The organism is Nocardia beijingensis NBRC 16342 (assembly GCF_001612785.1).
In the GTDB taxonomy this organism is placed as follows: domain Bacteria; phylum Actinomycetota; class Actinomycetes; order Mycobacteriales; family Mycobacteriaceae; genus Nocardia; species Nocardia beijingensis.
On sequence record NZ_BDBC01000069.1, the window covers coordinates 24,683 to 46,487 of the forward strand.

20 protein-coding genes are annotated in these 21,805 nt (G+C 69.4%); 10 read left to right on the top strand and 10 right to left on the bottom strand.

The window, feature by feature from the left end; translation table 11 throughout:
- Positions 1 to 82: 82 nt before the first annotated feature.
- Positions 83 to 1,291 carry a CoA transferase gene (locus NB3_RS31035; RefSeq protein WP_067810325.1) on the top strand — a complete coding sequence of 403 codons (1,209 nt, stop codon included), beginning with the start codon at positions 83 to 85 and terminating at the stop codon, positions 1,289 to 1,291.
- A gap of 125 nt (positions 1,292 to 1,416) precedes the next feature.
- On the opposite strand, the gene NB3_RS31040 is transcribed toward NB3_RS31035, so the two are convergent.
- Entirely contained in the window at positions 1,417 to 2,589 is a 1,173-nt protein-coding gene (locus NB3_RS31040; protein WP_067810327.1) for a CaiB/BaiF CoA transferase family protein, read from the bottom strand.
- Positions 2,590 to 2,867: 278 nt separating this feature from the next.
- On the opposite strand from NB3_RS31040, the gene NB3_RS31045 reads away from it, so the two are divergent.
- Together NB3_RS31045 and NB3_RS31050 are read left to right on the top strand one after the other, a co-directional pair.
- Positions 2,868 to 4,349 (top strand): aldehyde dehydrogenase, encoded by a 1,482-nt coding sequence (locus NB3_RS31045; protein WP_067810329.1) that lies wholly within the window; start codon positions 2,868 to 2,870, stop codon positions 4,347 to 4,349.
- Between the two features lie 20 nt (positions 4,350 to 4,369).
- Positions 4,370 to 5,764 (top strand): MmgE/PrpD family protein, encoded by a 1,395-nt coding sequence (locus tag NB3_RS31050; protein ID WP_067810332.1) that lies wholly within the window; start codon positions 4,370 to 4,372, stop codon positions 5,762 to 5,764.
- A gap of 227 nt (positions 5,765 to 5,991) precedes the next feature.
- On the opposite strand, the gene NB3_RS31055 is transcribed toward NB3_RS31050, so the two are convergent.
- The 8 genes from NB3_RS31055 to NB3_RS31090 are packed head-to-tail and all read right to left on the bottom strand — an operon-like array spanning position 5,992 to position 15,160.
- Complete coding sequence (locus NB3_RS31055; protein WP_067810334.1) at positions 5,992 to 7,212, bottom strand: acetyl-CoA C-acetyltransferase; 1,221 nt, start codon at positions 7,210 to 7,212, stop codon at positions 5,992 to 5,994.
- 21 nt (positions 7,213 to 7,233) lie between these two features.
- Positions 7,234 to 8,382 (bottom strand): acyl-CoA dehydrogenase family protein, encoded by a 1,149-nt coding sequence (locus NB3_RS31060; RefSeq protein WP_067810336.1) that lies wholly within the window; start codon positions 8,380 to 8,382, stop codon positions 7,234 to 7,236.
- Positions 8,383 to 8,422: 40 nt separating this feature from the next.
- A complete protein-coding gene (locus tag NB3_RS31065; RefSeq protein ID WP_067810343.1) occupies positions 8,423 to 9,604 on the bottom strand; it encodes a CaiB/BaiF CoA transferase family protein in 1,182 nt (393 codons plus the stop codon).
- Complete coding sequence (locus NB3_RS31070; RefSeq protein WP_067810345.1) at positions 9,601 to 10,392, bottom strand: enoyl-CoA hydratase/isomerase family protein; 792 nt, start codon at positions 10,390 to 10,392, stop codon at positions 9,601 to 9,603. Before NB3_RS31070 ends, NB3_RS31065 begins: the two co-directional genes overlap by 4 nt.
- Positions 10,393 to 10,402: 10 nt before the next feature.
- Positions 10,403 to 11,554 (bottom strand): CaiB/BaiF CoA transferase family protein, encoded by a 1,152-nt coding sequence (locus NB3_RS31075; RefSeq protein WP_067810347.1) that lies wholly within the window; start codon positions 11,552 to 11,554, stop codon positions 10,403 to 10,405.
- A gap of 14 nt (positions 11,555 to 11,568) precedes the next feature.
- Positions 11,569 to 12,738: an acyl-CoA dehydrogenase family protein gene (locus tag NB3_RS31080; protein WP_067810348.1), complete on the bottom strand. Its 1,170-nt coding sequence runs from the start codon at positions 12,736 to 12,738 to the stop codon at positions 11,569 to 11,571.
- Positions 12,739 to 12,741: 3 nt separating this feature from the next.
- On the bottom strand, positions 12,742 to 14,685 hold the full coding sequence (locus tag NB3_RS31085) for an AMP-binding protein (protein WP_067810349.1): 1,944 nt from the start codon (positions 14,683 to 14,685) through the stop codon (positions 12,742 to 12,744).
- 13 nt (positions 14,686 to 14,698) lie between these two features.
- On the bottom strand, positions 14,699 to 15,160 hold the full coding sequence (locus tag NB3_RS31090; RefSeq protein ID WP_067810351.1) for a MaoC family dehydratase: 462 nt from the start codon (positions 15,158 to 15,160) through the stop codon (positions 14,699 to 14,701).
- Between the two features lie 177 nt (positions 15,161 to 15,337).
- Between NB3_RS31090 and NB3_RS31095 the strand changes: the two genes are divergently transcribed.
- The 7 genes from NB3_RS31095 (at position 15,338) to NB3_RS31125 (ending at position 21,278) form a co-directional block, all read left to right on the top strand.
- Entirely contained in the window at positions 15,338 to 16,501 is a 1,164-nt protein-coding gene (locus NB3_RS31095) for an acyl-CoA dehydrogenase family protein (RefSeq protein WP_244892156.1), read from the top strand.
- Positions 16,498 to 17,475: an HpcH/HpaI aldolase/citrate lyase family protein gene (locus NB3_RS31100; protein ID WP_084823825.1), complete on the top strand. Its 978-nt coding sequence runs from the start codon at positions 16,498 to 16,500 to the stop codon at positions 17,473 to 17,475. The genes NB3_RS31095 and NB3_RS31100 overlap by 4 nt, the downstream gene beginning before the upstream one ends.
- Entirely contained in the window at positions 17,472 to 18,218 is a 747-nt protein-coding gene (gene fabG, locus NB3_RS31105; RefSeq protein WP_067810355.1) for a 3-oxoacyl-ACP reductase FabG, read from the top strand. Before NB3_RS31100 ends, fabG begins: the two co-directional genes overlap by 4 nt.
- Complete coding sequence (locus tag NB3_RS31110; protein ID WP_067810357.1) at positions 18,215 to 19,087, top strand: HTD2 family dehydratase; 873 nt, start codon at positions 18,215 to 18,217, stop codon at positions 19,085 to 19,087. The genes fabG and NB3_RS31110 overlap by 4 nt, the downstream gene beginning before the upstream one ends.
- Before the next feature lie 5 nt (positions 19,088 to 19,092).
- On the top strand, positions 19,093 to 19,536 hold the full coding sequence (locus NB3_RS31115; protein ID WP_067810379.1) for a MaoC family dehydratase: 444 nt from the start codon (positions 19,093 to 19,095) through the stop codon (positions 19,534 to 19,536).
- A 4-nt stretch (positions 19,537 to 19,540) separates the two neighbouring features.
- Positions 19,541 to 20,224 (top strand): GntR family transcriptional regulator, encoded by a 684-nt coding sequence (locus NB3_RS31120; RefSeq protein ID WP_067810359.1) that lies wholly within the window; start codon positions 19,541 to 19,543, stop codon positions 20,222 to 20,224.
- A gap of 178 nt (positions 20,225 to 20,402) precedes the next feature.
- On the top strand, positions 20,403 to 21,278 hold the full coding sequence (locus NB3_RS31125; RefSeq protein WP_067810361.1) for an SDR family oxidoreductase: 876 nt from the start codon (positions 20,403 to 20,405) through the stop codon (positions 21,276 to 21,278).
- A 293-nt stretch (positions 21,279 to 21,571) separates the two neighbouring features.
- On the opposite strand, the gene NB3_RS36445 is transcribed toward NB3_RS31125, so the two are convergent.
- Positions 21,572 to 21,793 carry an SDR family oxidoreductase gene (locus NB3_RS36445; RefSeq protein WP_244892157.1) on the bottom strand — a complete coding sequence of 74 codons (222 nt, stop codon included), beginning with the start codon at positions 21,791 to 21,793 and terminating at the stop codon, positions 21,572 to 21,574.
- Positions 21,794 to 21,805: the final 12 nt, after the last annotated feature.

A 21,805-nucleotide genomic window follows, 5' to 3' on the forward strand; every position in this document is an offset into this window, starting at 1 on the left:
AAGCCCGAAGGAGTGAGCGTTTGACACCGCAGCCAGTCACCATCGAGCCCCCCGCGCTTCCTGCCGCCCGGCGGGCAGGCGCATGAGCGAGCAGCCGCTGGCGGGCCTGCGGGTCGTCGAATTCGCCAGCTTCGTGGCGGGCCCTTCGGCCGGCATGACCCTGGCCCAGCTCGGCGCCCAGGTCATCCGGATCGATCCGCTCGGCGGCGGCCCGGACTACCGGCGCTGGCCGGTCGCGCGCGCCACCGGCGAGAGTCTGTACTGGAACTCGCTCAACCGAGGCAAGCAGTCGGTCGCGCTCGACGTGCGCAGTCCCGAGGGCCGCGAACTCGTGCTGGCGCTGGCCACCGCGCCGGGCGCGGACGCGGGACTGGTCGTCGACAACGCGGTGGGCCGCCCGTGGTTCTCCTACGAGGCGCTGGCCGCCCGCCGCCCCGACGTCATCAAGGTGCACATCGGCGGCCAGGCCGACGGGGGCCCGGCAGTGGACTACACGGTGAACACCGAGGTCGGCGTGACCGACCTGACGGGCCCCGCCGATACCCGCACTCCGGTCAATCATGTGCTGCCCGCCTGGGACTTCCTGGCGGGGACGACCGCCACCACCGCGCTGCTGGCCGCGCTGCACCGGCGCGAGCGCACCGGTGCGGGCGCCGATCTGCGGATCGCGCTGGCCGACGTCGCCCTCGCGGGCGTGGCGAACCTGGGCTGGCTCAGCGAGGTTCGCGAACGCGGGGACCGGCCGCGGCACGGCAATTTCGTCTACGGCACCTTCGGTGCGGACTTCGTCACCGCCGACGCCGAACGGGTCATGATCGTGGCGCTCACCCCGCGCCAGTGGGCCGCGCTGGGTTCCGCGACCGGGACCACGAAAGTACTTGCCGCGTTGGAGGAGTCCCTCGGTGCGGACTTCACCGACGAGGCCCAGCGCTACACCCACCGGGAGACGATCGCCGCGGTCATGCGACCGTGGTTCGGCGCGCGTTCCGTCGCTGCGGCCGCCGCCGCGCTCACCGAGGCCGGGGTGCTGTGGAGCCGTTACCGGCGGATGAGTGACGTAGTCGCCGATTTCGAGGACGGCACCGGTTCCGAGGTGCTGGCCTCCGTCGACCAGCCCGGTATCGGCCCGATCATCTCCGCGCACAACCCGATTCGCGAGGACGGCGCCTACGGACCCGTGGGCATCGCCTCGGCCTTGGGCGCGGACACCGAGCAAGTGTTCGCCGATGTCCTGGGCCTGGATACCGCCGAGCTGAACCGGCTGCGCCGTGCGGGCGTGCTCGGGGATTGATCACGCAAAACGCGAAAAGCGCCGCCCCGGTTCCGGATCCCCCGGACCCGGGGCGGCGCTGTCACTGTGACAGTTGGTGGTCACGCCCGGACACTGAGCAGTGCGGCCGACCGGTCCACCACGGCTCAGTCCTCAATGAACAGGACGCCGCCTGCCACGAGGTCGTCGATCTGATCACCGGAGAGCACTTCCCCTGCCACCGATCGCGTGTCGGCGCCGACGCGCGGCGCCACGCCGGGACGGTCGGGACGCTCGCCGTCGAACCGCCACGGCGGGCGCAGCAACGCCAGGGCGTCGGCCTGCGGCTCCACCATCCCCAACCAGCGGGTCTGCTCATGACCGACGTAACCGCTCATCGACAGCACCGGAGCGAAAGGCACATCGTGTTCGGTCAGCACCCGTTCCCAGTCGTCGAAGGTGCGACGCTCGAACTCCGCCTCGACGATCTTGACCAGTTCGAAGTAGTGCGCCTCGCGCGGGCGGTATTCGGCGAAGCGCGGATCCTCGGTGAGATCGAGACGGTCCATGGCCCGGCACAACGAGTGCCAGAACTTCTGCGACGACGACAGGTGGATGGCCAGGGATTCCCCCGAAGCGGTGCGGACACAGAAGTTCTGGGCCTGCGGGTGCCTGCTCTCCCGGGTCGGGTCGGCGCCGAGTTCGAAGGACTGGGTGATGCCGTCGGCGGTCAGGACGCTCACCGCCTCCATGATCGAGGTCTCCAGGTGCTGGCCCGCGCCGGTCCGCAATCGGCCGACCAGAGCGGCGAGCACGCCCGCCGTCGTCGTCAGGCCGGTCACCAGGTCGGCGCTCAGGCCACCGGTCAGCTGCGGGTGGCCCTCGTCGCCGAACAGCGAGTACATGCCGCCGAAGGCCATGCCGATGGTGTCGTAGGCGGGCCGGTCGGCCAGCGGGCCACCGGCGCCGAAGCCGGTGACCGACCCGTAGACCAGGTCTTCCCGCAACTCCCGGCAGACCTCTGGGCCGAGACCGAGGGCGGCGAGCTTGCCCGGCCGCATGTTCTCCAGCACCACGTCGAATCGCGGTATCAGCGCCTTGACCAGAGCCACGCCCTCGGGGCGCTTGAGGTCGACGGCGAGGCTGCGCTTGCCTGTGTTGTACTGCCGGAAATAGGGACTGCCGTCGTTCTGATGACGGCGGAAGTCCTCGCCCACGACCGGCCGCTCCACCTTCACGACCTCGGCGCCGAGTGCGCACAGCATCGACGTGCCGAAGGGAAGGGAGATGTATCCACCGATCTCGAGGATCCGGATACCATCGAGCGGCTTGTGCTGCATTGCCTGCCTCCTGTGGTCAGCCTGTTCATATTATATATTGTCGCCGCACCCGGAGTTGTCTCCGGCCACCTCGGCGCGACCGATATCGGCACGTGGCAGTAGGCGTGCCTAGGGCATCGAGCGGCCCGAGCGCAACGAAATCTTGGTCTCAGCGATTCAATATTATATAGTTTGTATGACCGGGATCACGACGGGCACTCTGCACCGCGGCCCGGAGACACCGGCGGCCGGGGCCGACACGCACCGGGAACGCCGCGATCGTGAGCGAGGAGCTACCCATGACTGTGCCGACGGACGTCCGGCAGGGGCAGTACGACAAGGTGTTCATCGGCGGCGCGTGGGTGACCCCCGCGACCGAGGACCGGTTCGCTGTGGTCTCGCCGGCCACCGAGGAGGTGCTGGCCCGGGTCGCCGAGGGTTCGGCCGCCGACATCGATGCCGCTGTCGCCGCCGCCAGGACCGCCTTCGACTCCGGTCCGTGGCCGCGCTCGGACCTGAGTGAGCGCATCGCGGTGCTCACCCGGGTGAGCGAGGTACTGGCCGCTCGCCAGGACGAGGTCGCCCGGCTCATCAGCGCCGAAATGGGGTGCCCGATCACCCTGTCCACGCGGATGCAGTCGATGGGCACGCGGATGCTGCTCGACGCCTTCCTCGAGCTCGCCCCGCGGTACTCGTGGAGCGATGTCCGTCGCTCCGTGACCGGCAACGCCTTGGTCACCAGGGAGCCGGTCGGCGTGGTCGCCGCGATCGTTCCGTGGAACGCGCCGCTGCAGATCGCGATCATCAAGCTCGCGCCCGCGCTGCTGGCCGGTTGCACCGCGATCCTCAAGCCGTCGCCGGAGACCGCGCTGTCGGCCTACCTGCTGGCGGAGATCTTCGCCGAGGCCGGTCTGCCCGAAGGCGTGCTGAACGTGGTGGTGGCCGGTCGCGAGGTCAGCGAGCACCTGGTCCGGCATCCGGGCGTGGACAAGGTCTCCTTCACCGGGTCCACCGCGGCGGGCCGCCGAATCGCGGCGATCTGCGGGCAGGATCTGCGCCGGGTGACCCTGGAGCTGGGCGGCAAGTCCGCCGCGGTGCTGCTCGATGACGCCGATCTGGACGCCGTGGTGCCGGTCATCCGAGCCCTTTCCCTGCGCAACAGCGGACAGGTGTGCAGCAACAAGACCCGCATCGTGGTCGCCCGCTCGCTGCGCGACGATCTCTACGACCGGCTGCGCGACATGGTCGGCTCGATGCCGGTGGGTGATCCGTTCGATCCGGCCACCGAGATCGGCCCGCTGGTCAGCGCCGCGCAGCGCGAACGTGTCGAGTATTTCGTGGCCGCGGCGAAGGCCGAGGGCACCGAGATCCTGGTCGGCGGCGGGCGCCCCGACGGCCTGGAACGCGGCTGGTATGTACAGCCGACCGTGTTCGCCGATGTCGACCCCGACGCCCGCATCGCCCAGGAGGAGGTGTTCGGCCCGGTGTTGACGGTGCACACCTTCGACACCGAGGACGAAGCGATCGCCATCGCCAACAACTCGCCCTACGGCCTCAACGGATCGGTGTTCGCCGCCGACCCGGCGCGCGCCCTGTCGGTAGCCCGCCGCATCCGGACCGGAACCGTCGAAATCAACGGCACCCAGGCCGGATTCTTCGCCCCCATCGGCGGTTTCAAGAACAGCGGCATCGGCCGTGAAGCCGGCTTGGAGGGCTTCGACGCCTACGTGGAACCGAAGTCCTACGGCCTGCCCCCGGCGCTGCTGGACACCCTCGGCTGATCCCACGCGAAAGGTTACCCATGTCGACCACTCCCCCGCTCGAGTCCGCCGTCGCCCGGCTGGTCACCGAGCTGGACTACGACTCGATTCCCGCCGCGGCGCTCGACGGAGCCCGGCGGCTGATGCAGGACCAACTGGCGGTGCAGATCGGCTGCGCGGCACTGCCGTGGAGCCGGGCCGTGCTCGAGCTGACGCTGGCCTCGCACGCGCCCGGCGCGGCGCACGTCACCGGCTCCGCGCACACGATGAGCGCCGCCGACGCCGCGTTCGTCAATGCCACCTATGGGCACGGCTTCGAATACGACGACGCGCACCGCTCCAGCTCCAGTCATCCCGGCAGCACGGTTGTCTCGGCCGCGCTGGCGGTCGGCGAGGAAATGGGAGCGACCCTGCGCGAGGTGATCACCGGTATCGCGGCCGGTTACGAGGTTTACACGCGCATCGGCATCCTGGCCGCGCCGGAACTTCTGGAGCGCGGTTTCCATCCGCACGGGCTGCTGTCGGCGTTCGGCGCCGCCGCGGTCGTGGCCAAGATGCGTGGATTCGACGCCGAGACAACCGTGCACGCCTTGTCGATCGCGATGAGCCACAGCGCGGGCACCACCGAGTACACCTCCTCGGGCGGTTCGGTCAAGCGCCTGCACGCCGGCATCGGCACCCGCAACGGCATCCGCGCCGCGGAGATGGCGGCGGCCGGGATCACCGGTCCCACCACCTTCCTCACCGGCCGGAAGGGCTTCTACCGCAGCTACGTCGGGCGGCCGGTGGCCGAGAACGCCGCGCAGCTGTTCGCGCCGGACGCCCCGTTCGAGATCACCCGGCTCTGGATCAAGCCCTACTGCTGCTGCGGTATCAACCACGCCTACATCGACGGCGCCCGGCAGCTGGCGGCGAAAGCCGGTGCGGTGACCGCCATCCGGCTCGGCATCCAGTCCGGCGGCGATGTGATCATCGGCAACCAGAACGCCAACGCCTACGCCCCGCGGATCATCGAGCACCTGCAATACAGCCTGCCGTTCCAGTTCGCGCTCGCGATCACCGGGCACGGCAACGGTTTCCGCGTCCACCACGACTACCTGTCCGGTGCGCTGGACCTGGGTCCGGACAGCGCGGTGGCCGAGATGGCCCGCCGGGTGAGCATCGAGGTCGACACCGAGCTCGACGCCGCCTATCCCGGCCGCTGGATCGCCGACATCACCGCCACCTACGACGACGGCTCCCGCGAGCACGTCTTCGTCGACAATCCCCTCGGCACCGCCGAGAACCCGATGTCGGCCGACGACCTCGACGCCAAGTTCCGTGATCTGACCGCGGTCGCCATGGGCACCGAGCGCAGCGAGGCCCTGCTGAAGTCGATCACCGCGGGCGACCCGGATCTGCCGGTCGCCGAATTCGCAGCCCTGCTGCGCCCCTAGAACCGGCGCCGTATCCGGGGTCTGCCGTCATCCCGGACACGGCGTCCCGGCCGGGCCGGGACGGAGAACCGGCGATCGAAGTACCGAGGGGGAGTCGGACTTCGATCCTGTCCGTCCCGGCCCGTTGCTGTGTCCGGATTCCGAAAGCTCTGCCTTACCACGGAGTCGGGCCCCGGCCGACCTGTTCGATCGACCGGGGCCCGGCTCGTCTTACCCGAGTGGGTCTTTCAGGCAGTCTCGAAGGTGGCGGCGAGCCCCTGCCCGCCACCGATGCACATGGTGGCCAGGCCACGGCCGCCGCCACGCCGTTTCAGCTCGTGCAGCAGGGTGGTCACCATGCGGGCGCCCGTGGCGCCGATCGGGTGTCCCAGGGAGATGCCGGAGCCGTTGACGTTGAGCTTGTCGTGCTCACGCCAGCCCCAGCCCTCCAGCACCGCCAGCACTTGGACCGCGAACGCCTCGTTCAGCTCGACCAGGTCCATGGTGTCGAGCAGTGACACGGTGTCGGAGCCCTGCCGCGCGGCCAGTTTCGCCACGGCGGGCACCGGCCCGATGCCCATGCGGGAGGGGTCGCAGCCGGCGGCCGCCCATCCGGTCAGATAGCCGATCGGTTCGAGGCCCAGCACGTCGAGCTGGTCCTCGGCGACCACGAGCATGCCCGCCGCGGCGTCGTTCTGCTGGCTGGAGTTGCCTGCGGTCACGGTGCCGCCGGGGGTGATGGTGCGCAGTTTCGCCAGCGACTGCGGGGTCGAATCGGCCCGGATGCCCTCGTCGGTGGCGAAGACGACCGGGTCGCCCTTGCGCTGCGGGACCCGCACCGGCACGACCTCGTCGGTGAAACGGCCCTCGGCCCAGGCCGCGGCGGCGCGCTGGTGGCTGCGGGCGGCATAGGCGTCGGCTTCCTCGCGCATCAGGTTGTAGTCCTCGGCGAGGTTCTCGGCGGTCTCGATCATCCCGGAGATCCTGCCGAACCGGCCTTCGGGCTGGGACCGCTCACGACCCCGGTCGAGCCGGTCGAACAGCTGCACGGTGCCCGCGCGTGCGCCCCAGCGGGTGGCGGTCGAGTAGTACTCGATGCGGCTCATCGATTCGACGCCGCCCGCGAGCACGACGTCGGCGGCGCCGGTCTGCACCATCATCGCCGAGGTGACCAGGGCTTGCAGGCCGCCACCGCAGCGGCGGTCGAGCTGCATGCCGGGCACGCCGATCGGCAGACCGGCGTGCAGTGCCAGCCACCGGCCGACACAGGGCACCTCCGAGCTGGCGTAGGACTGGGCGAACACCACGTCATCGATGCGTTCGGGGTCGACTCCGGACCGTTCGACGACGGCGTTCACCACGGTGGCGCCCAGATCCTCGACCGGGACGTCACGAAGCGCGCCACCGAAGGTGCCGACCGCGGTGCGGGACGGTGCGACCAACGCGGCACGGCGGAGACTGGAAGTCATTGTCGGAAACTCCGATTCGGGTCAGATCGCGTTGCGGGCGATCAACTGTGCGGCGATGACATTGCGCTGGATCTCGTTGGTGCCCTCACCGACGATCATCAGCGGCGCGTCCCGGAAGTAACGCTCGACGTCGTACTCCTTGGAGTAGCCGTAGCCGCCGTGCACACGGATGGCGTCCAGAGCGATCTGCATGGCGGTCTCGGAGGCATAGAGCTTGGCCATGCCCGCCTCCATGTCGGCGCGTTCGCCACGGTCGAGCTTCTCGGCGGCATCGAGGGTGAGCAGGCGGGCGGCACGCTGCTTGGTGGCCATGTCGGCCAGCAGGTTGCCGATCGACTGATGTTTCCAGATCGGCTTGCCGAAGGACTGCCGTTCCTGGGCGTAGCGCACGGCGGCGTCCAAGGCGGCCTGCCCGACGCCCAGCGCGCGGGAAGCGACCTGGATGCGGCCGACCTCGAGGCCGCGCATCATGTGCGCCCAGCCCTGGTTCGGCACACCGCCGAGGATCGCGTCGTCACCGACCCGGCGCCCTTCGAACACCAGCTCGCACGCTTCGACGCCGCGGTAGCCGAGCTTGGGCAGCTTCTTCGAGACGGTCAGTCCCGGTCCTGGTTCCACCAGGACCACACTCATGCCCTTGTGCGCGGGCTTCGCGCCGCGGTCGGTGACGCACAGCAGCCCGATCAGGCCCGAGTGTGCGGCATTGGAGATCCAGGTCTTGGATCCGGTGATCGACCAGGATTCCCCGTCGCGGGTGGCGGTGGTGCGCATGGCCTGCAGGTCCGAGCCGCCACCGGGTTCGGTCAGCGCCATGGTGGCGCGGATGGCGCCCTCGGCCATCTTCGGCAGGTAGCGGTCCTTCTGCTCCTGGGTGCCGAAGGTCTTGATGAGGTAGGTGATCACCGAGTGGCCGCCGATGGCGCCTGCCAGGCTCATCCAGCCGCGGGCGAGTTCCTCGGTGACGCGGGCGAAACAGGCGGTGCTCACGTCGACGCCGCCGTAGTCGGCGGGGGCGAGCAGGCCGAAGAAGCCCAGCTTTTTCATCTCCTCGATGAATTCCTCGGGATAGATGTCGTTCTCGTCGAACTCCCGGACGCGCCCGGACACCCGCTGGTCCACGAATTCGGCGACCAGGTCGACCATCTGCTGTTCATCGGCTGTGAGACTCATCGTCGGTCACCACTTCTTTCGGTTCGGTTCAGTTCGCGCGTCATGGGCGCGCGACGGCGGAAGTGCCCGCGACAGGCGCGAATTCGGCCCGCAGCGCCTCGGTGTGCGCGCCGAGAGCGGGGACGGCGCCGTGCACAGCGGGCCAGTCCCGGGCCAGGCCCGGCGGCAGCAGCGCGGGCACCGGGCCGGACGGGGTTCCGACCTCACGCCAGCGGCCGCGTTCGCGCAGCTGAGGATGATCGGCGAGCTCGCGCACCCCGTTGAGGCGCGCGTTGCCGATCCCGGCGGCGTCGGCCGCGGATTGGATCTCGGCGAGCGTGCGCTGGGCGCACCACCGCCCGACGATCGCGTCCAGCTCGTCGCGATGCCGGACCCGGTCGTCGTTGTGCGCGTAGCGCGGGTCGGTGGCGAGTTCCGGGTTACCCATGAGATCGGTGAGGCGCAGCCATTCGCGATCGCTGGTGGTACCGAGCACGGCGGTCTGCCCGTCGGCGGTCGCGTAGGCGCCGTAGGGGGCGATCATCGGCGAGCCCATGCCGACCGGCACCGGTTCGGTGCCCGCGTGCAGCACCTGGTTGAGCGCGAAGCCCATCATCTCCGAGACCACGTCGAGCATCGCGACCGGCACCACCGAGCCACGGCCGGTGTGCTCGCGGTCGTAGAGCGCGGCCAGGATCGCCGAATACGCGTAGAGCGCGGTGCCGATATCGGCCACCGGAATTCCCGGTTTGGCGGGGTGGCCCGGGGTGCCGGTGATCGAGCACGACCCCGCTTCGGCCTGGATCAGCAGGTCGTAGGCGCGCTTGTGGTCGAGGGGACCGCCGCGACCGTAACCGGAGATGTCGACCACGATCAGGCGCGGGAAACGTGCGGTCAACTCGTCCACGCCGAGTCCGAGGCGGTCCAGCGCGCCCGGTCCCAGATTGCTGACCAGCACGTCGGCCACGCCGAGCATGCTCTCCAGCACGGCCAGGTCGGCGGGAGCGCGCAGGTCGAGGGCCGCGGATTCCTTGCCGTGGTTGAGCCAGGTGAAATGCGCCGACAGACCGCCGACGACGGTGTCGTAGTGCCGGGTCGAATCGCCGTAGCCGGGCTGTTCGACCTTGATCACGCGGGCGCCGAGGTCGGCGAGGTGGCGGGTGCACAGCGGGGCGGCGATGGCCTGTTCGAGGCCGATCACCGTGACACCGGCCAGTGGGCCGTGCGCGCGGGGAGTGCTCATGAGAACTTCGGCTCCCGCTTCTCCCGGTGGGAGGTGACGCCCTCGATCACATCGGGGCCGGCGAAGTTGTAGAACTCCAGGCCCAGCGACGCGTCGAAGATCGGCATGGCCTGGCGGTACCAGCCGTTGAGGGCCATCTTGGTGCCCTGCAGACCGGCGCGCGACCCCGCGGCGAGCTTCTGCGCGACCTCGAAAGCCTTGTCCTGCACCTGATCGTCGTCCACGCACAGCGACACCATGCCGATGCGCTCGGCTTCCTCTCCGGTGAGCACTTCGTTGGTGAGCAGGTGGTACTTGGCCTTGGCCATGGAGGTCAGCAGCGGCCAGCAGATGGCAGCGTGATCACCGGCGGCGACACCGAGGCGCACGTGCCCGTCGACGATCTTGGCCTTGCGGCCCGCGATCGAGATGTCGGCCAGCAGCGCGGCCACCAGACCCGCGCCGACCGCGGGGCCGTTGATGGCGGAGATGATCGGCTGGGGCACCTCGATGATGTTGCGCACCAGGTCGCGTGCTTCGCGCATGACGCGGGTGCGGGAGGCGTAGTCGCCGATCATGTCGTCGATCAGGTCGAAGCTGCCGCCCGCGGAGAATGCCCGGTCACCCGCGCCGCGGATCAACACCGCGCGCACGGATTCGTCGAGCGCGACGACCGGCCAGATGTCGGCCAGGTGTCGATGCGCTTCGGCGCCCACCGCGTTCAGGTTCGGTCCGTCGAGCACGATGCGCAGCACGCCCTCCGCCGGGCGGTCGACCCGGAGCGCCGAGAATTCCTCGTAACCGGTCACTGTTGTCCTCTCATTCTCCGACCGACACGGCGTCGGTGCGAGTGGCGGCGGTCTCCCACCGGGCGTGGATGTCGGCGATGTCGTCCGGACCGGCGGGGGGAACAGTGGGCGTGCGGGCCGGCGTCCCGCTGAACCGCGGCGCGGGCGCGGGGTGCAGGACTCCCGAAATCCGGGTGTACACACCACGTTCCACGTTGTGCGGGTCGGCGGCGGCTTCGTCGAAGGTGAGCACCGGTGAGACGCAGGCGTCGGTGCCCCGGTAGATCCGCGCCCACTCGTCGCGGGTGCGCCGGGCCACCGCCTCGGCGATGAGCGCACGCAGCCGCGGCCACTGCGCGCGATCGTCCTGCTCGGGCCAGTCGGCGCTGTCGACACCCAGACGGCTGACGAACTCGGCGTAGAAATCCGGTTCGAGGGCGCCGACGGCCAGGTAGCGGCCGTCGGCGCACAAGTAGGTGTCGTAGAACGGCGCTCCGGAGTCCAGGAAGTTGGTGCCCGGTTCATCGGAGTACAGCCCGGCCGCCCGCAGCCCCTGCAGTTTGGCCGTCAGTACCGCCACACCGTCCACCATCGCCGCGTCGATCACCTGTCCCCGGCCCGTGCGCGTGGCCTCGACCAGCGCGCAGGCGATCCCGAACGCGCCGATCGCCCCACCACCGGCGTAGTCGCCGAGCAGGTTGATCGGCGGCCGCGGTGCGCCACCGGCGGAGGCGAGCGCGTGCAGGGCGCCGGACTGGGCGACATAGTTGATGTCGTGTCCGGCGTCCTGAGCGCGCGGCCCGGTCTGGCCGTAGCCGGTGAGCCGGACGTAGACCAGGCGGGGGTTGCGGGCCAGCGCGTCGTCCGGGCCGAGCCCGAGCCGTTCGGTGACGCCGGGGCGGTAGCCCTCGACGAACACGTCGGCCGAAGAAGCGAGGCGCAGCACGGCTTCGCGTCCCTGCGGATCCTTGAGATCGACGGCCACCGAGCCGACGCCGCGGTTGACGACGTCGGTCTGCTCGGTGAGACCGTCGGTCTGGCTCAGTGCCCGCGCGGAGCGGTGCGGCGGCCGCACGACGCGCACGACGTCGGCGCCCATGTCGGCCAGCAGCATCGACACATAGGGCACCGGGCCCATGCCCGCCAGCACGACGACCCGCACTCCCGCCAGTGGTCCCGTCATCGGTTCGGCTCCTCTTAGTACGACCGGGGCAGGCCCAGAACCTGCTGGGAGATGTAGTTGCGCACCATCTCCTGGGAGAACGGGGCGTTACGCAGCAGGCGCACCTCCCGCCACAGCCGCTCGATGTGATACTCCTTGGCGTAGGCGTACCCGCCCAGGGTGGAGAACGCCCGGTCACAGGCCTCGAACCCGGCCTCGGCGCCCAGGTACTTGGCCGCGGCGGCCTCGGGGCCGCACGGCAGGCCCGCGTCGAAGAGTTTCGCCGCCCGCAACGCCATTCCCTCGGCCGCCTCCAAGCGGATCCAGGAGTCGGCCAGCGGATGCGCCACGGCCTGGTTCCGGCCGATCGGCCGGTCGAACACGACCCGGCTCTTGGCGTATTCGCTGCCGATCTCGAGGGCGGCGCGGCCGAGGCCGATGCCCTCCATGCCGACCACGATGCGCTCGGGGTTCAGCCCGTCGAGCAGGTAGTAGAAGCCCTTGTCGACCTCACCGACGAGGCGGTCGTCGGACACTTCCAGATTGTCGATGAACAGCTCGTTGGTGTCGATGGCGGCGCGCCCGAGCTTGTCGATCTCGCGGACGGTGATCTTGGAGCGGTCCATGTCGGCCAGGAACAGCGACATGCCCCACAGCGGCTTGTCCTCGCGCCGCGGCGAGGTGCGGGCCAGCAGCAGGATCTTCTGCGCGTTCTGGGCGTTGGTGATGAACACTTTCTGCCCGTTGACGATCCAGCCGCCGTCGACCTTGGTCGCCTTGGTCTTGATGCGCGAGGTGTCCACGCCGGCGGTGGGTTCGGTTACGCCGAAGGCCATGAGCAGTTCGCCGGAGGCGAGCTTGGGCAGGTATTCCCGCTTCATCTGCTCCGAGCCGTACTTCACGACCGGGGCGGGTGGGAAGACATAGAAGTGAATGGCCGAGCCGCCGCTCATGCCGGCGCCGGAGGCCGAGATCTCGGCCATCATGACCGCGGCTTCCTCGAGGCCGAGGCCGATGCCGCCGTACTCCTCCGGGATCATCGCGCCCAGCCAGCCGCCCGCGGCGAAGGCTTTGACGAAGTCCCAGGGGTATTCGTGCTTGCGGTCTTTGTCGAGCCAGTAGTCGTTGTCGAACTTGCGGGCCAGCTCGCGGGTGGCCTGGCGGACGACCTCGACCTTGTCGTCGGTGTCGGGGGTGGTCGTCATGGACTACTCCTGTTCGTCGCCCACGGACACGGGGATCGCGTCGAGGGGGGTGGTGGGATCGAGGGCGGACATGTCGCCGATGGGCGCCCCGAGGAAGCGCGCGCGGATGGCGCGGCGCATGATCTTGCCGTTCTTGGTCTTCGGCAGCGTGCTGACGACGTGCACCGCCGGGGAGAACGAGCGGCCCGCGTTGGCGGTGGCGGTCTCCTGCAGGTCGGCGGGTGCCTCGCCGGCGGCGCGCAGCACCGCGAAAGCGACCGCGCGCTGGCCGCGCTGCTCGTCGGGCACGCCGATGACGGCGACCTCGGCGATCCGGTTGTCACGCAGCAGCGCCGTCTCGATCTCGGCGGGACCGACCCGGCGTCCGGACAGTTTGAGCGTGTCGTCGGACCGGCCGTGGATGCGCCACATGCCCGCCTCGTCGACGCTCGCGAGATCGCCGTGCACCCAGACGCCGTCCCAACGATTCCAATAGGTGTCGAGGTAGCGCTCGCGGTCCTGCCAGAAGGCGTGCGTCATGCCAGGGAAGGTGTTGCGCACCACCAGTTCCCCGATCTCGCCGGTCACCGGTGCGCCGTCCTCGCCGAACACCGCGGCGTCCACGCCGGGCAGGGCGCCGTTGAACGCGGCTGCCGCGGCGGGCAGGAACGGGTAGCCGATGAGCAGGCCGCCGCCGACCTCGGTGCCACCGCTGTAGTTGACGATCGGCGTCTTCTTCCCGCCGATCTCCTCGAACAGCCACCACCAGGTCGGCTCGTCCCAGGCTTCGCCGGTGGAGACGAAGGCGCGCAACGTTTCCAGCGACTGGGTGACCGGTTCGCCCGCGGCCTTGAGCGCCCGCGCCGCGGTGGGCGCGATGCCTGCGACGGTGACCCCGTTGCGATCGATGATCTCCCACATGCGATTCGGCGTGGGGTGCACCGGAAGGCCCTCGATCATGACGATCGTGGCGCCCAGCTGCAGCGGGCCGGTCATCAGCATGGGCCCGACCAGCCAGCCCAGATCGGTGATCCAGGAGACCACGTCCCCGGCGTGCACGTCGAAGCCGTAGCCGAAGTCCACCGCCGTCTTCACCGCGAAACCGCCGTGCGAGTGCACGATGCCCTTCGGGCGGCCGGTGGTGCCGGAGGTGTAGACGACGGTCAGCGCATCGTTCGCCTCGGTGGGCGCGGTCTCCACCGGCGCGGGCGCCGGGTCGAGTTCGTCGTAGTAGACATCGCGTCCGGCCCGCATCGGCACGTCCGAACCCAGATGCCGCACGACCACCACGGAACGCACCGCAGGCGCGGCGGCCAAGGCCTCGTCGAGGGTGGCCTTGAGCGGCACGGTCTTTCCGCGCCGGGTGGTGCCGTCGGCGGTCACCACGGCCACGGCCTCGGAGTCCTGCAGGCGGGTGGCCAGCGCGTCGGGAGCGTAGCCGCTGAAGGTGGGCACGGAGATCGCGCCGAGCATGGCGATGGCCAGGAACGCCACGGCCGCCTCTGGCACCACCGGCATGAACAGCAGCACCCGGTCGCCGCGGCGCACGCCACGGGCGGCCAGGTTCGCCGCGAATCGGCGCACCTCGGTGTCCAGTTCGCCGAAGGTCAAGGTGCGGCGCGCGCCTTCGTCGCCTTCGTAGACCACCGCGAGCCGGTCCGCGGCGGGCCCGCGCGCGTGCCGGTGCGCGGTCAGCTGCGCGACGTTGACGCGTCCGCCCGGGAACCACCGGGGGAACGGCGTGCCGCCGGACTCGTCGAGCACCCGCTCGAACGGCGTGGTGAACTCGACATCGAGGTCCGATACCACCGCCCGCCAGAACCATTCGGGGTCGGCGATGGCACGCCGGTTGAGTTCGGTGATCGCGGCGGCATCGGTGTCGAGGCCCCACGAGCGCATCGCCGCCAGCAGGCGGCTGCGTTCGCGGTCCCCGTCACCTGGCACCCAGGCCGGCTGGTCCTCGGTCATGGTGGACTCCCTCTCAGGCCTGCTCGGCCGGGCGCTTGAGCATCAGGCCGACGCGCACGGCGTCGCAGACGATCTCGTCGCGCTGGTTGATGCCCAGGTGGCGGAAGGTCACGATGCCGGAGTCGTCGCGGCTCTTGGACTCCCGGCGAGCCTCGATCTTGGTCTGCACGTGGATGGTGTCGCCGTGGAAGACCGGCTTGGGGAACTTGATCTGCTCGAAGCCCAGGTTGCCCAGGGTGGTGCCCTGGGTGGTCTCCGGGACGGTGATGCCCGAGACCAGGCCCAGGATGAACAGGCTGTTCACCAGGCGCTGACCGTAGATCGATTTCTTCGAGTACTCCGCGTCCAGGTGCAGCGGCGCCAGGTTCAGGGTCATGACACTGAACAGGGTGTTGTCGGCCTCGGTGACCGTCCGGCGGGTGGGGTGATCGATGACCAACCCGGGTTCGAGTTCCTCGAAGTACAAGCCCGGCATGTCGTGTCCTTTCGCGATACGTGCGGCCGATCCGATGTCACGTATGGGGTGGCGCATGGATACTGGATATATTATGTATCAAATGCCAACGGTGGACGGTTTCCGAGATCCCGCCTTGCCGCCGATCGTATGCTATACGATCATATATTATATTGGAAATGGCGAGAGGAGCCGAGGGTGTCCGAACTGAGCGCAGAGGATTTCGAACCGATCCTGGCGCACGTGCGCACGTTCATCCGCACCAAGGTGGTGCCGCGGGAAGCCGAGATCATCGAAACCAATGCCATCCCCGACGACATCCGCCGCACGGCCGCGGAGATGGGACTGTTCGGCTACGCCATCCCCCAGCAGTGGGGCGGCCTCGGCGCGGACCTGACCCAGGACGTCGAGCTGGCGATGGAGTTCGGCTACACCAGCCTGGCCCTGCGCTCGCTGTGGGGCACCAACAACGGCATCGCCGGACAGGTGCTGGTCAACTACGGCACCGATGACCAGCGCAAGAAGTGGCTAGAGCGTATCGCCACCGGCGAGGTGCTGGCTTCCTTCGCGCTCACCGAACCCGGCGCCGGATCCAACCCGGCCGGCCTGCGCACCCGGGCCCGCCGCGACGGGGACGACTGGGTGATCGACGGCCAGAAACGCTTCATCACCAACGCGCCCCTGGCGAATCTGTTCGTCACCTTCGCACGCACCCGCGAGGCCACACCCGGCGACCCGGGCATCGCGGTATTCCTCGTTCCGGCCGACACCGCCGGGGTGATCGTCGGGCCCAAGGACGCCAAGATGGGTCAGGAGGGCGCCTGGACCGCCGACGTCACCTTCGACAACGTCCGCGTTCCGGCCGACGCTCTGGTCGGCGGCGCCGAAGACGTCGGCTACAAGGCGGCGATGGCCTCGCTCTCACGCGGGCGCGTGCACATCGCCGCGCTGGCCGTCGGCACCGCCCAGCGGGTCCTCGACGAATCGGTCGCCTATGCCGCCACCGTCACCCAGGGCGGCACGCCCATCGGTGACTTCCAGCTGGTCCAGGCCATGATCGCCGATATCCAGACCGGTGTCATGGCCGGCCGCGCGCTGGTCCGCGACGCCGCGGCCAAATACGTCTCCGGCGAGGACCGCCGGATCGCGCCCTCGGTGGCCAAGCTCTTCTGCACCGAGATGGTCGGCCGCGCCGCCGACAACGGCGTCCAGATCCACGGCGGCAGCGGCTACATGCGCGAGGTCACCGTCGAGCACATCTACCGCGATGTGCGGCTGCTGCGCCTCTACGAGGGCACCAGCGAGATCCAGCGCCTGATCATCGGCGGAGGGCTCGTGCGCGAAGCGAAGAAGCGCGCATGAGCACGGTGAGAACCGGGCCGCGCGACCATACGGCGCCGACCGGCGCTCCGCCGGGACCCGCGACGCTCGATCGCGTCCGATCCGCCTCCACGCTGCTGTTCGTCCCCGCCGATCGTCCCGAGCGCTTCGACAAGGCCGCCGCGGCCGGCGCGGGACTGGTGGTGCTCGATCTGGAGGACGCCGTCGCCCCCGACGCGAAGGACGCCGCGCGCGCCGCCGCCGCCGAGTGGGTCGAGGCGGGCAATGTATGCGCGGTGCGCATCAATGCCGCCGGAACCGCCTGGCACGCCGCCGACCTCGAAGCCTTGGCACCGCTCGATTGCGCGATCATGCTGCCCAAGGCCGACGCCGGCTCGATCGGCTCGGTGGTCGCGGCCCTCGGCGCGGACACGAGCCGATCGGACCCGAACCGCACCCGCGCCGCGTCGCCGGCCTACGACGGTGCGGTCAGCCGGACTGATGGCACCCCGCTCATCGCCCTCATCGAGACCGCGGCCGGTGTGCTCGACGCCAGACAGATCGCGGCGACACCCGGTGTGCATCGGCTGGCGGTGGGCACCTTCGATCTGGCCGCCGAACTCGTCGTCGACCCCACCGACCGCGAGGCACTGGCCGGAACCAGACAGTTGCTGGTCCTGGCGTCTGCCGCGGCGGGACTGCCGGGCCCGATCGACGGGGTGACCGCCGCCGTCGACGACGCCGACCTGCTCACCGACGACGCCGCCTACGGCCGTCGCCTCGGCTTCGCGGGAAAGCTATGTATCCATCCCCGGCAGCTACCCCCTGTGACTACCGCCTTCCGTCCCACCGAGGCCGATATCGCCTGGGCGCGCGCGATTCTGGCGGCGACAACGGACAGCGCGGGCGTGGCCGTCGTCGACGGCGCGATGGTCGACAAGCCCGTCGTCGATCGCGCCCACCGCATCCTCGACCTGCTCGACCGACTCCCCTTCGATACCGAGGACACCAAATGACCGGACCACTCCTGGCGGGCAAGACCGCCGTCGTCACCGGCGCCGCCCAGGGCATCGGCTACGCCATCGCCGAGCGCTTCGTCAGCGAGGGCGCGCGCGTCGTCATCGGTGACATCGACGGCGCGGCCGCCGAAGCCGCCGCGGCGAAGCTCGGCGGCCCCGAGGCGGCGCGGGGCGTGCGCTGCGACGTCACCGTGGCCGAGGACGTGCAGGCGCTGCTCGACGCGGCCGCGGAGACCTTCTCCCCCGTCGACGTCATGATCAACAACGCAGGCATCACCCGCGACGCCACCATGCGCAAGATGACCGAGGACCAGTTCGACCAGGTCATCAACGTCCATCTCAAGGGCACCTGGAACGGCACCCGCCTCGCCGGTGCGGTCATGCGCGAGCGGGGCAGCGGCGCCATCGTCAACATGTCCTCGCTCTCGGGCAAGATCGGCCTGCCGGGCCAGACCAACTACTCCGCGGCGAAAGCGGGCATCGTCGGCCTGTCCAAGGCGGCGGCCAAAGAGCTGGCGCATCTGGGCGTGCGGGTCAACGCGATCCAGCCGGGCCTGATCCGTACCGCGATGACCGAGGCCATGCCGGCGAAGGTGTGGGACCAGAAAATGGCCGAGATCCCGCTGGGCCGCGCAGGCGAGGTGGACGAGATCGCCTCGGTGGCGCTGTTTCTCGCTTCGGATCTGTCCTCCTACATGACCGGCACCGTGCTCGAGGTGACCGGCGGGCGGTTCATGTGAGCACCTGGCAGCCGCACCTCGAGACCACCGCGGAACTGCTCGACCCCGCCCCCGTCGCGGCACTGGCGGCGCTGTTCGACGACGGACTGCCCGCCCCGGCGCCGGGTGAGCAGTTGCCGCCGCTATGGCACTGGGTGGCGCTTCCGCGCTGGGCCGCGTCCGGGGTCCTCGGCCCCGACGGGCATCCACGCCGTGGATCGTTCCTGCCGCCGGTCGCGCTCCCCCGGCGGATGTTCGCCGGAGGCGAAGTGCGATTCCACGCGCCGCTGACCGTCGGCGAGACCGTGCGCCGCGAAGCCGAAGTGGTGTCGGTGACCGAGAAGAACGGCCGTTCGGGCGCACTCGTCGTGGTGGACGTGGCCATCCGGTTGTTCACCGCCGCAGGCGAACTCGCGGTCGAGGAGCAGCAGAACCTGATCTACCGGGAGGCCGCGCCGCGGCCGGACAAGCCCGCCGCGCTCCCCGACTCACCCGAACCCGGCACTCCGCTGACCCGGATCTCCGGCACCGAATGGGCCCTGCGCACGGATCCCAGTCTGCTGACCCGGTTCTCGGCCGCGACAGCCAACGCGCACCGCATCCACTACGACTGGCCGTACGCGACCGGCGTCGAAGGCTACCCCGGTCTGGTCGTGCACGGTCCGCTGCAGGCGCTGGCCCTGGCGGAGGTCCACCGGCTCATGGCCGGCGAGCAGGTCCGGGAACTGCGTCATCGCGGCCGCGCGCCGCTGTTCTGCGGAGAACCGGCACGACTGCTGGCCACCACCGCGCCCGACGGCGTCGCGCTCGAACTGTTCGGTTCCCGTGCAGAATCCGCAGGACCGAACGCGACCGTCGACATCGTCACCACCGACAGGAGCCATACGTGACCCGGATGTTCACCTCGGTCGAGGACCTGCGCGCGGCGATCGGAGAGCCGATCGGTCCGAGCGCCCCGCTGCTCGTCGACCAGACGCGCATCGATGCCTTCGCCGAGGCGACCGGCGACCGGCAGTGGATCCACGTCGACCCCGACCGCGCCGCACGCGGCCCCTACGGCACCACCGTGGCGCACGGCTACCTGACGCTGTCGCTGATCTCGCACTTCCGGCAGGAGCTGCTGGAATTCGGCTTCGGCACGGCACGAGTCAACTACGGCGTCAACAAGGTTCGCTTCCCGGCCGTGCTGGCGGCCGGCTCGCGGATCCGCGCCACCGCGACCGTCACCGAGGTCTCCGAGACCACCGCGGGCACCGCCGTGACCGCACGGTACGTCCTCGATGCCGGAGCGGCCAAGCCGGTGTGTGTGGCCGAGACGGTCGTCCTGATCACCGGGTGAGGCGATGACATCCCGGAGCCAGCCACCGCCGCAGCGCCGTCATCAGCAACTGCCCGACCGGGTCGCCGCTCACGTACGCGAGCAGATCATGTCCGGCGCCATGCGGCCGGGCGACTTCCTGCGGATGGAACCCATCGCCGAGGCAGTCGGCGTCAGTGTGACGCCCGTACGCGAGGGTCTCTTGACGCTCAGCAGCGAGGGTTTCGTCACGCTGGTGCCGCGGCGCGGTTTCGTCGTCGCCGCGTTCAGCCGCCAGGACGTGCGGGACCTGTTCTGGGCGCAGAGCAAGTTGGCCGGCGAACTGGCGGCCCGCGCCGCGCAAACGGCGACCCCACACGATCTCGTACTCCTGCGAACCCTGATCGCCGCATCCGTCGCGGCGAGCGACGCGGGCGACACCGCGCGCATCATCGCGCTCGGCCACGAATTCCACCGCGCCGTGAACCTTCTCGCCGACTCGGATCGCCTGGCACGCCTGCTGGCGGGGATCGTGCACCAGCTGCCGAACAGCTTCTACGCCTCGCTGGAATCCGACGCGGCGACCACAGCATCCGAACACGCCGAGCTGGTAGCCGCGCTGGAGCGACGGGATACCCACAGGGCGCGCGCGCTCGCCGAAACCCATATCGCGGACGGCGCCGATTTCGTCGTGGACACACTTGATCAACGGGGAATCTGGGCCGAATGAACGTTCCGGTCAACCGACCGATCAGTATGTCCAATTTCTGGAACGCTTCGCGGTACGTTCGTTCGTAGTTTCGGTGCGCACAAGCCCACTGAGACACCGGGCGCGGGTCCGGCCGTCCGCACAATCTATCGCGAAGTCGCAGCCCCGCGACCGACGACCAAACCTGCAGGAGATCGCGATGGCAAGGGCGAAGCCGCTGGCCGGGCGCACGATGATCATGTCGGGCGGTTCCCGCGGGATCGGATTGGAGATCGCGCGCCGCGCCGCCGCCGACGGCGCGAACGTCACATTGCTGGCGAAGACGGACGCGCCCCATCCGAAACTACCGGGCACGATCCATGCGGCCGCGGCCGAACTGGAGGCCGCAGGCGGGGCGGTCCTGAAGTTCGTCGGCGACGTACGCAGCGACGAACAGGTCGAGGCAGCTGTCCAGCAGACGATCGACCGCTTCGGCGGCATCGACATCGTCGTCAACAACGCCTCCGCAATCGATCTGTCCTCGACCGACGACATCTCGATGAAGAAATACGACCTGATGCAAGACATCAACTGCCGCGGCAGCTTCCTGCTCGCGAAGCTGTGCCTGCCACACCTGCGGAAATCGGCCACCGAAGGTCGCAACCCGCACGTTCTCACGCTGTCCCCGCCGCTGAACCTGAACCCGGCATGGGCGGGTCGAATGCCCGCCTACACGATCGCGAAGTACGGAATGTCGCTCACCACGCTGGGTCTCGCGGAAGAGCTACGGTCCGACCGCATCGCGGTCAACTCGTTGTGGCCACGAACCACAATCGCCAGCGCGGCGGTACGCAACATCCTCGGAGGTGAACAGATGATCGCGAAATCGCGAACACCGGGGATCATGGCGGACGTGGCGTATCTCGTATTGACCTCTCCCGCAACCGAAACCACGGGAAACTTCTTCATAGACGACGACGTATTGGCCGCCCACGGTGTCACCGATTTCGAACAATATCGCGTAGTCCCCAGCGACACCGAGCTCGACCTCGACCTCTTCCTCGACGGCTGGCACATCACATCGACCCGCAGGTGAGCAACATGCAATGCCTCTCGCTTCGCTGACCGTCGACCGCCGGAATACCGGTTCGCGAACGCGCCGTGGCATAGATGTTGCCGGAGATCGGATAGGAGATGTCGGCCGAGAGTTCCCAGGACAGCGCCTTGACGCTGACCCCGTTCGAGTTGTCGGTATCATGATCGTCGCACTTCTCCTTCCTGTTTCACCTCGGTTCGGCGCACCGGCCTCCGCTCTGAGGTGATCAGTGGCATCCAGGCCCGCGCACCTTCCAGCATCCCCTCAGCTACTGGTGTTGCGGAGGGGATGACTCACAGGGTGCAGCTGTCACGCCGTGTGGAACTTTTCGGCGACTTCGGGTAATGAGCGATACGGTGCGTCCTTGGTTGCCGCCGTGGCGCCGCCGTGACAACTAGTCCGACCCCGGTGATCCACGCCGACAGATCGCTGGCGAAGAACAGCGCCGCGTTCGCCATGTCCTGCGCCGTACCGGCCCGCCCGATGAGCGTTTCACCGCCGATACAGTTGGCCACCTCGGTCAAGAA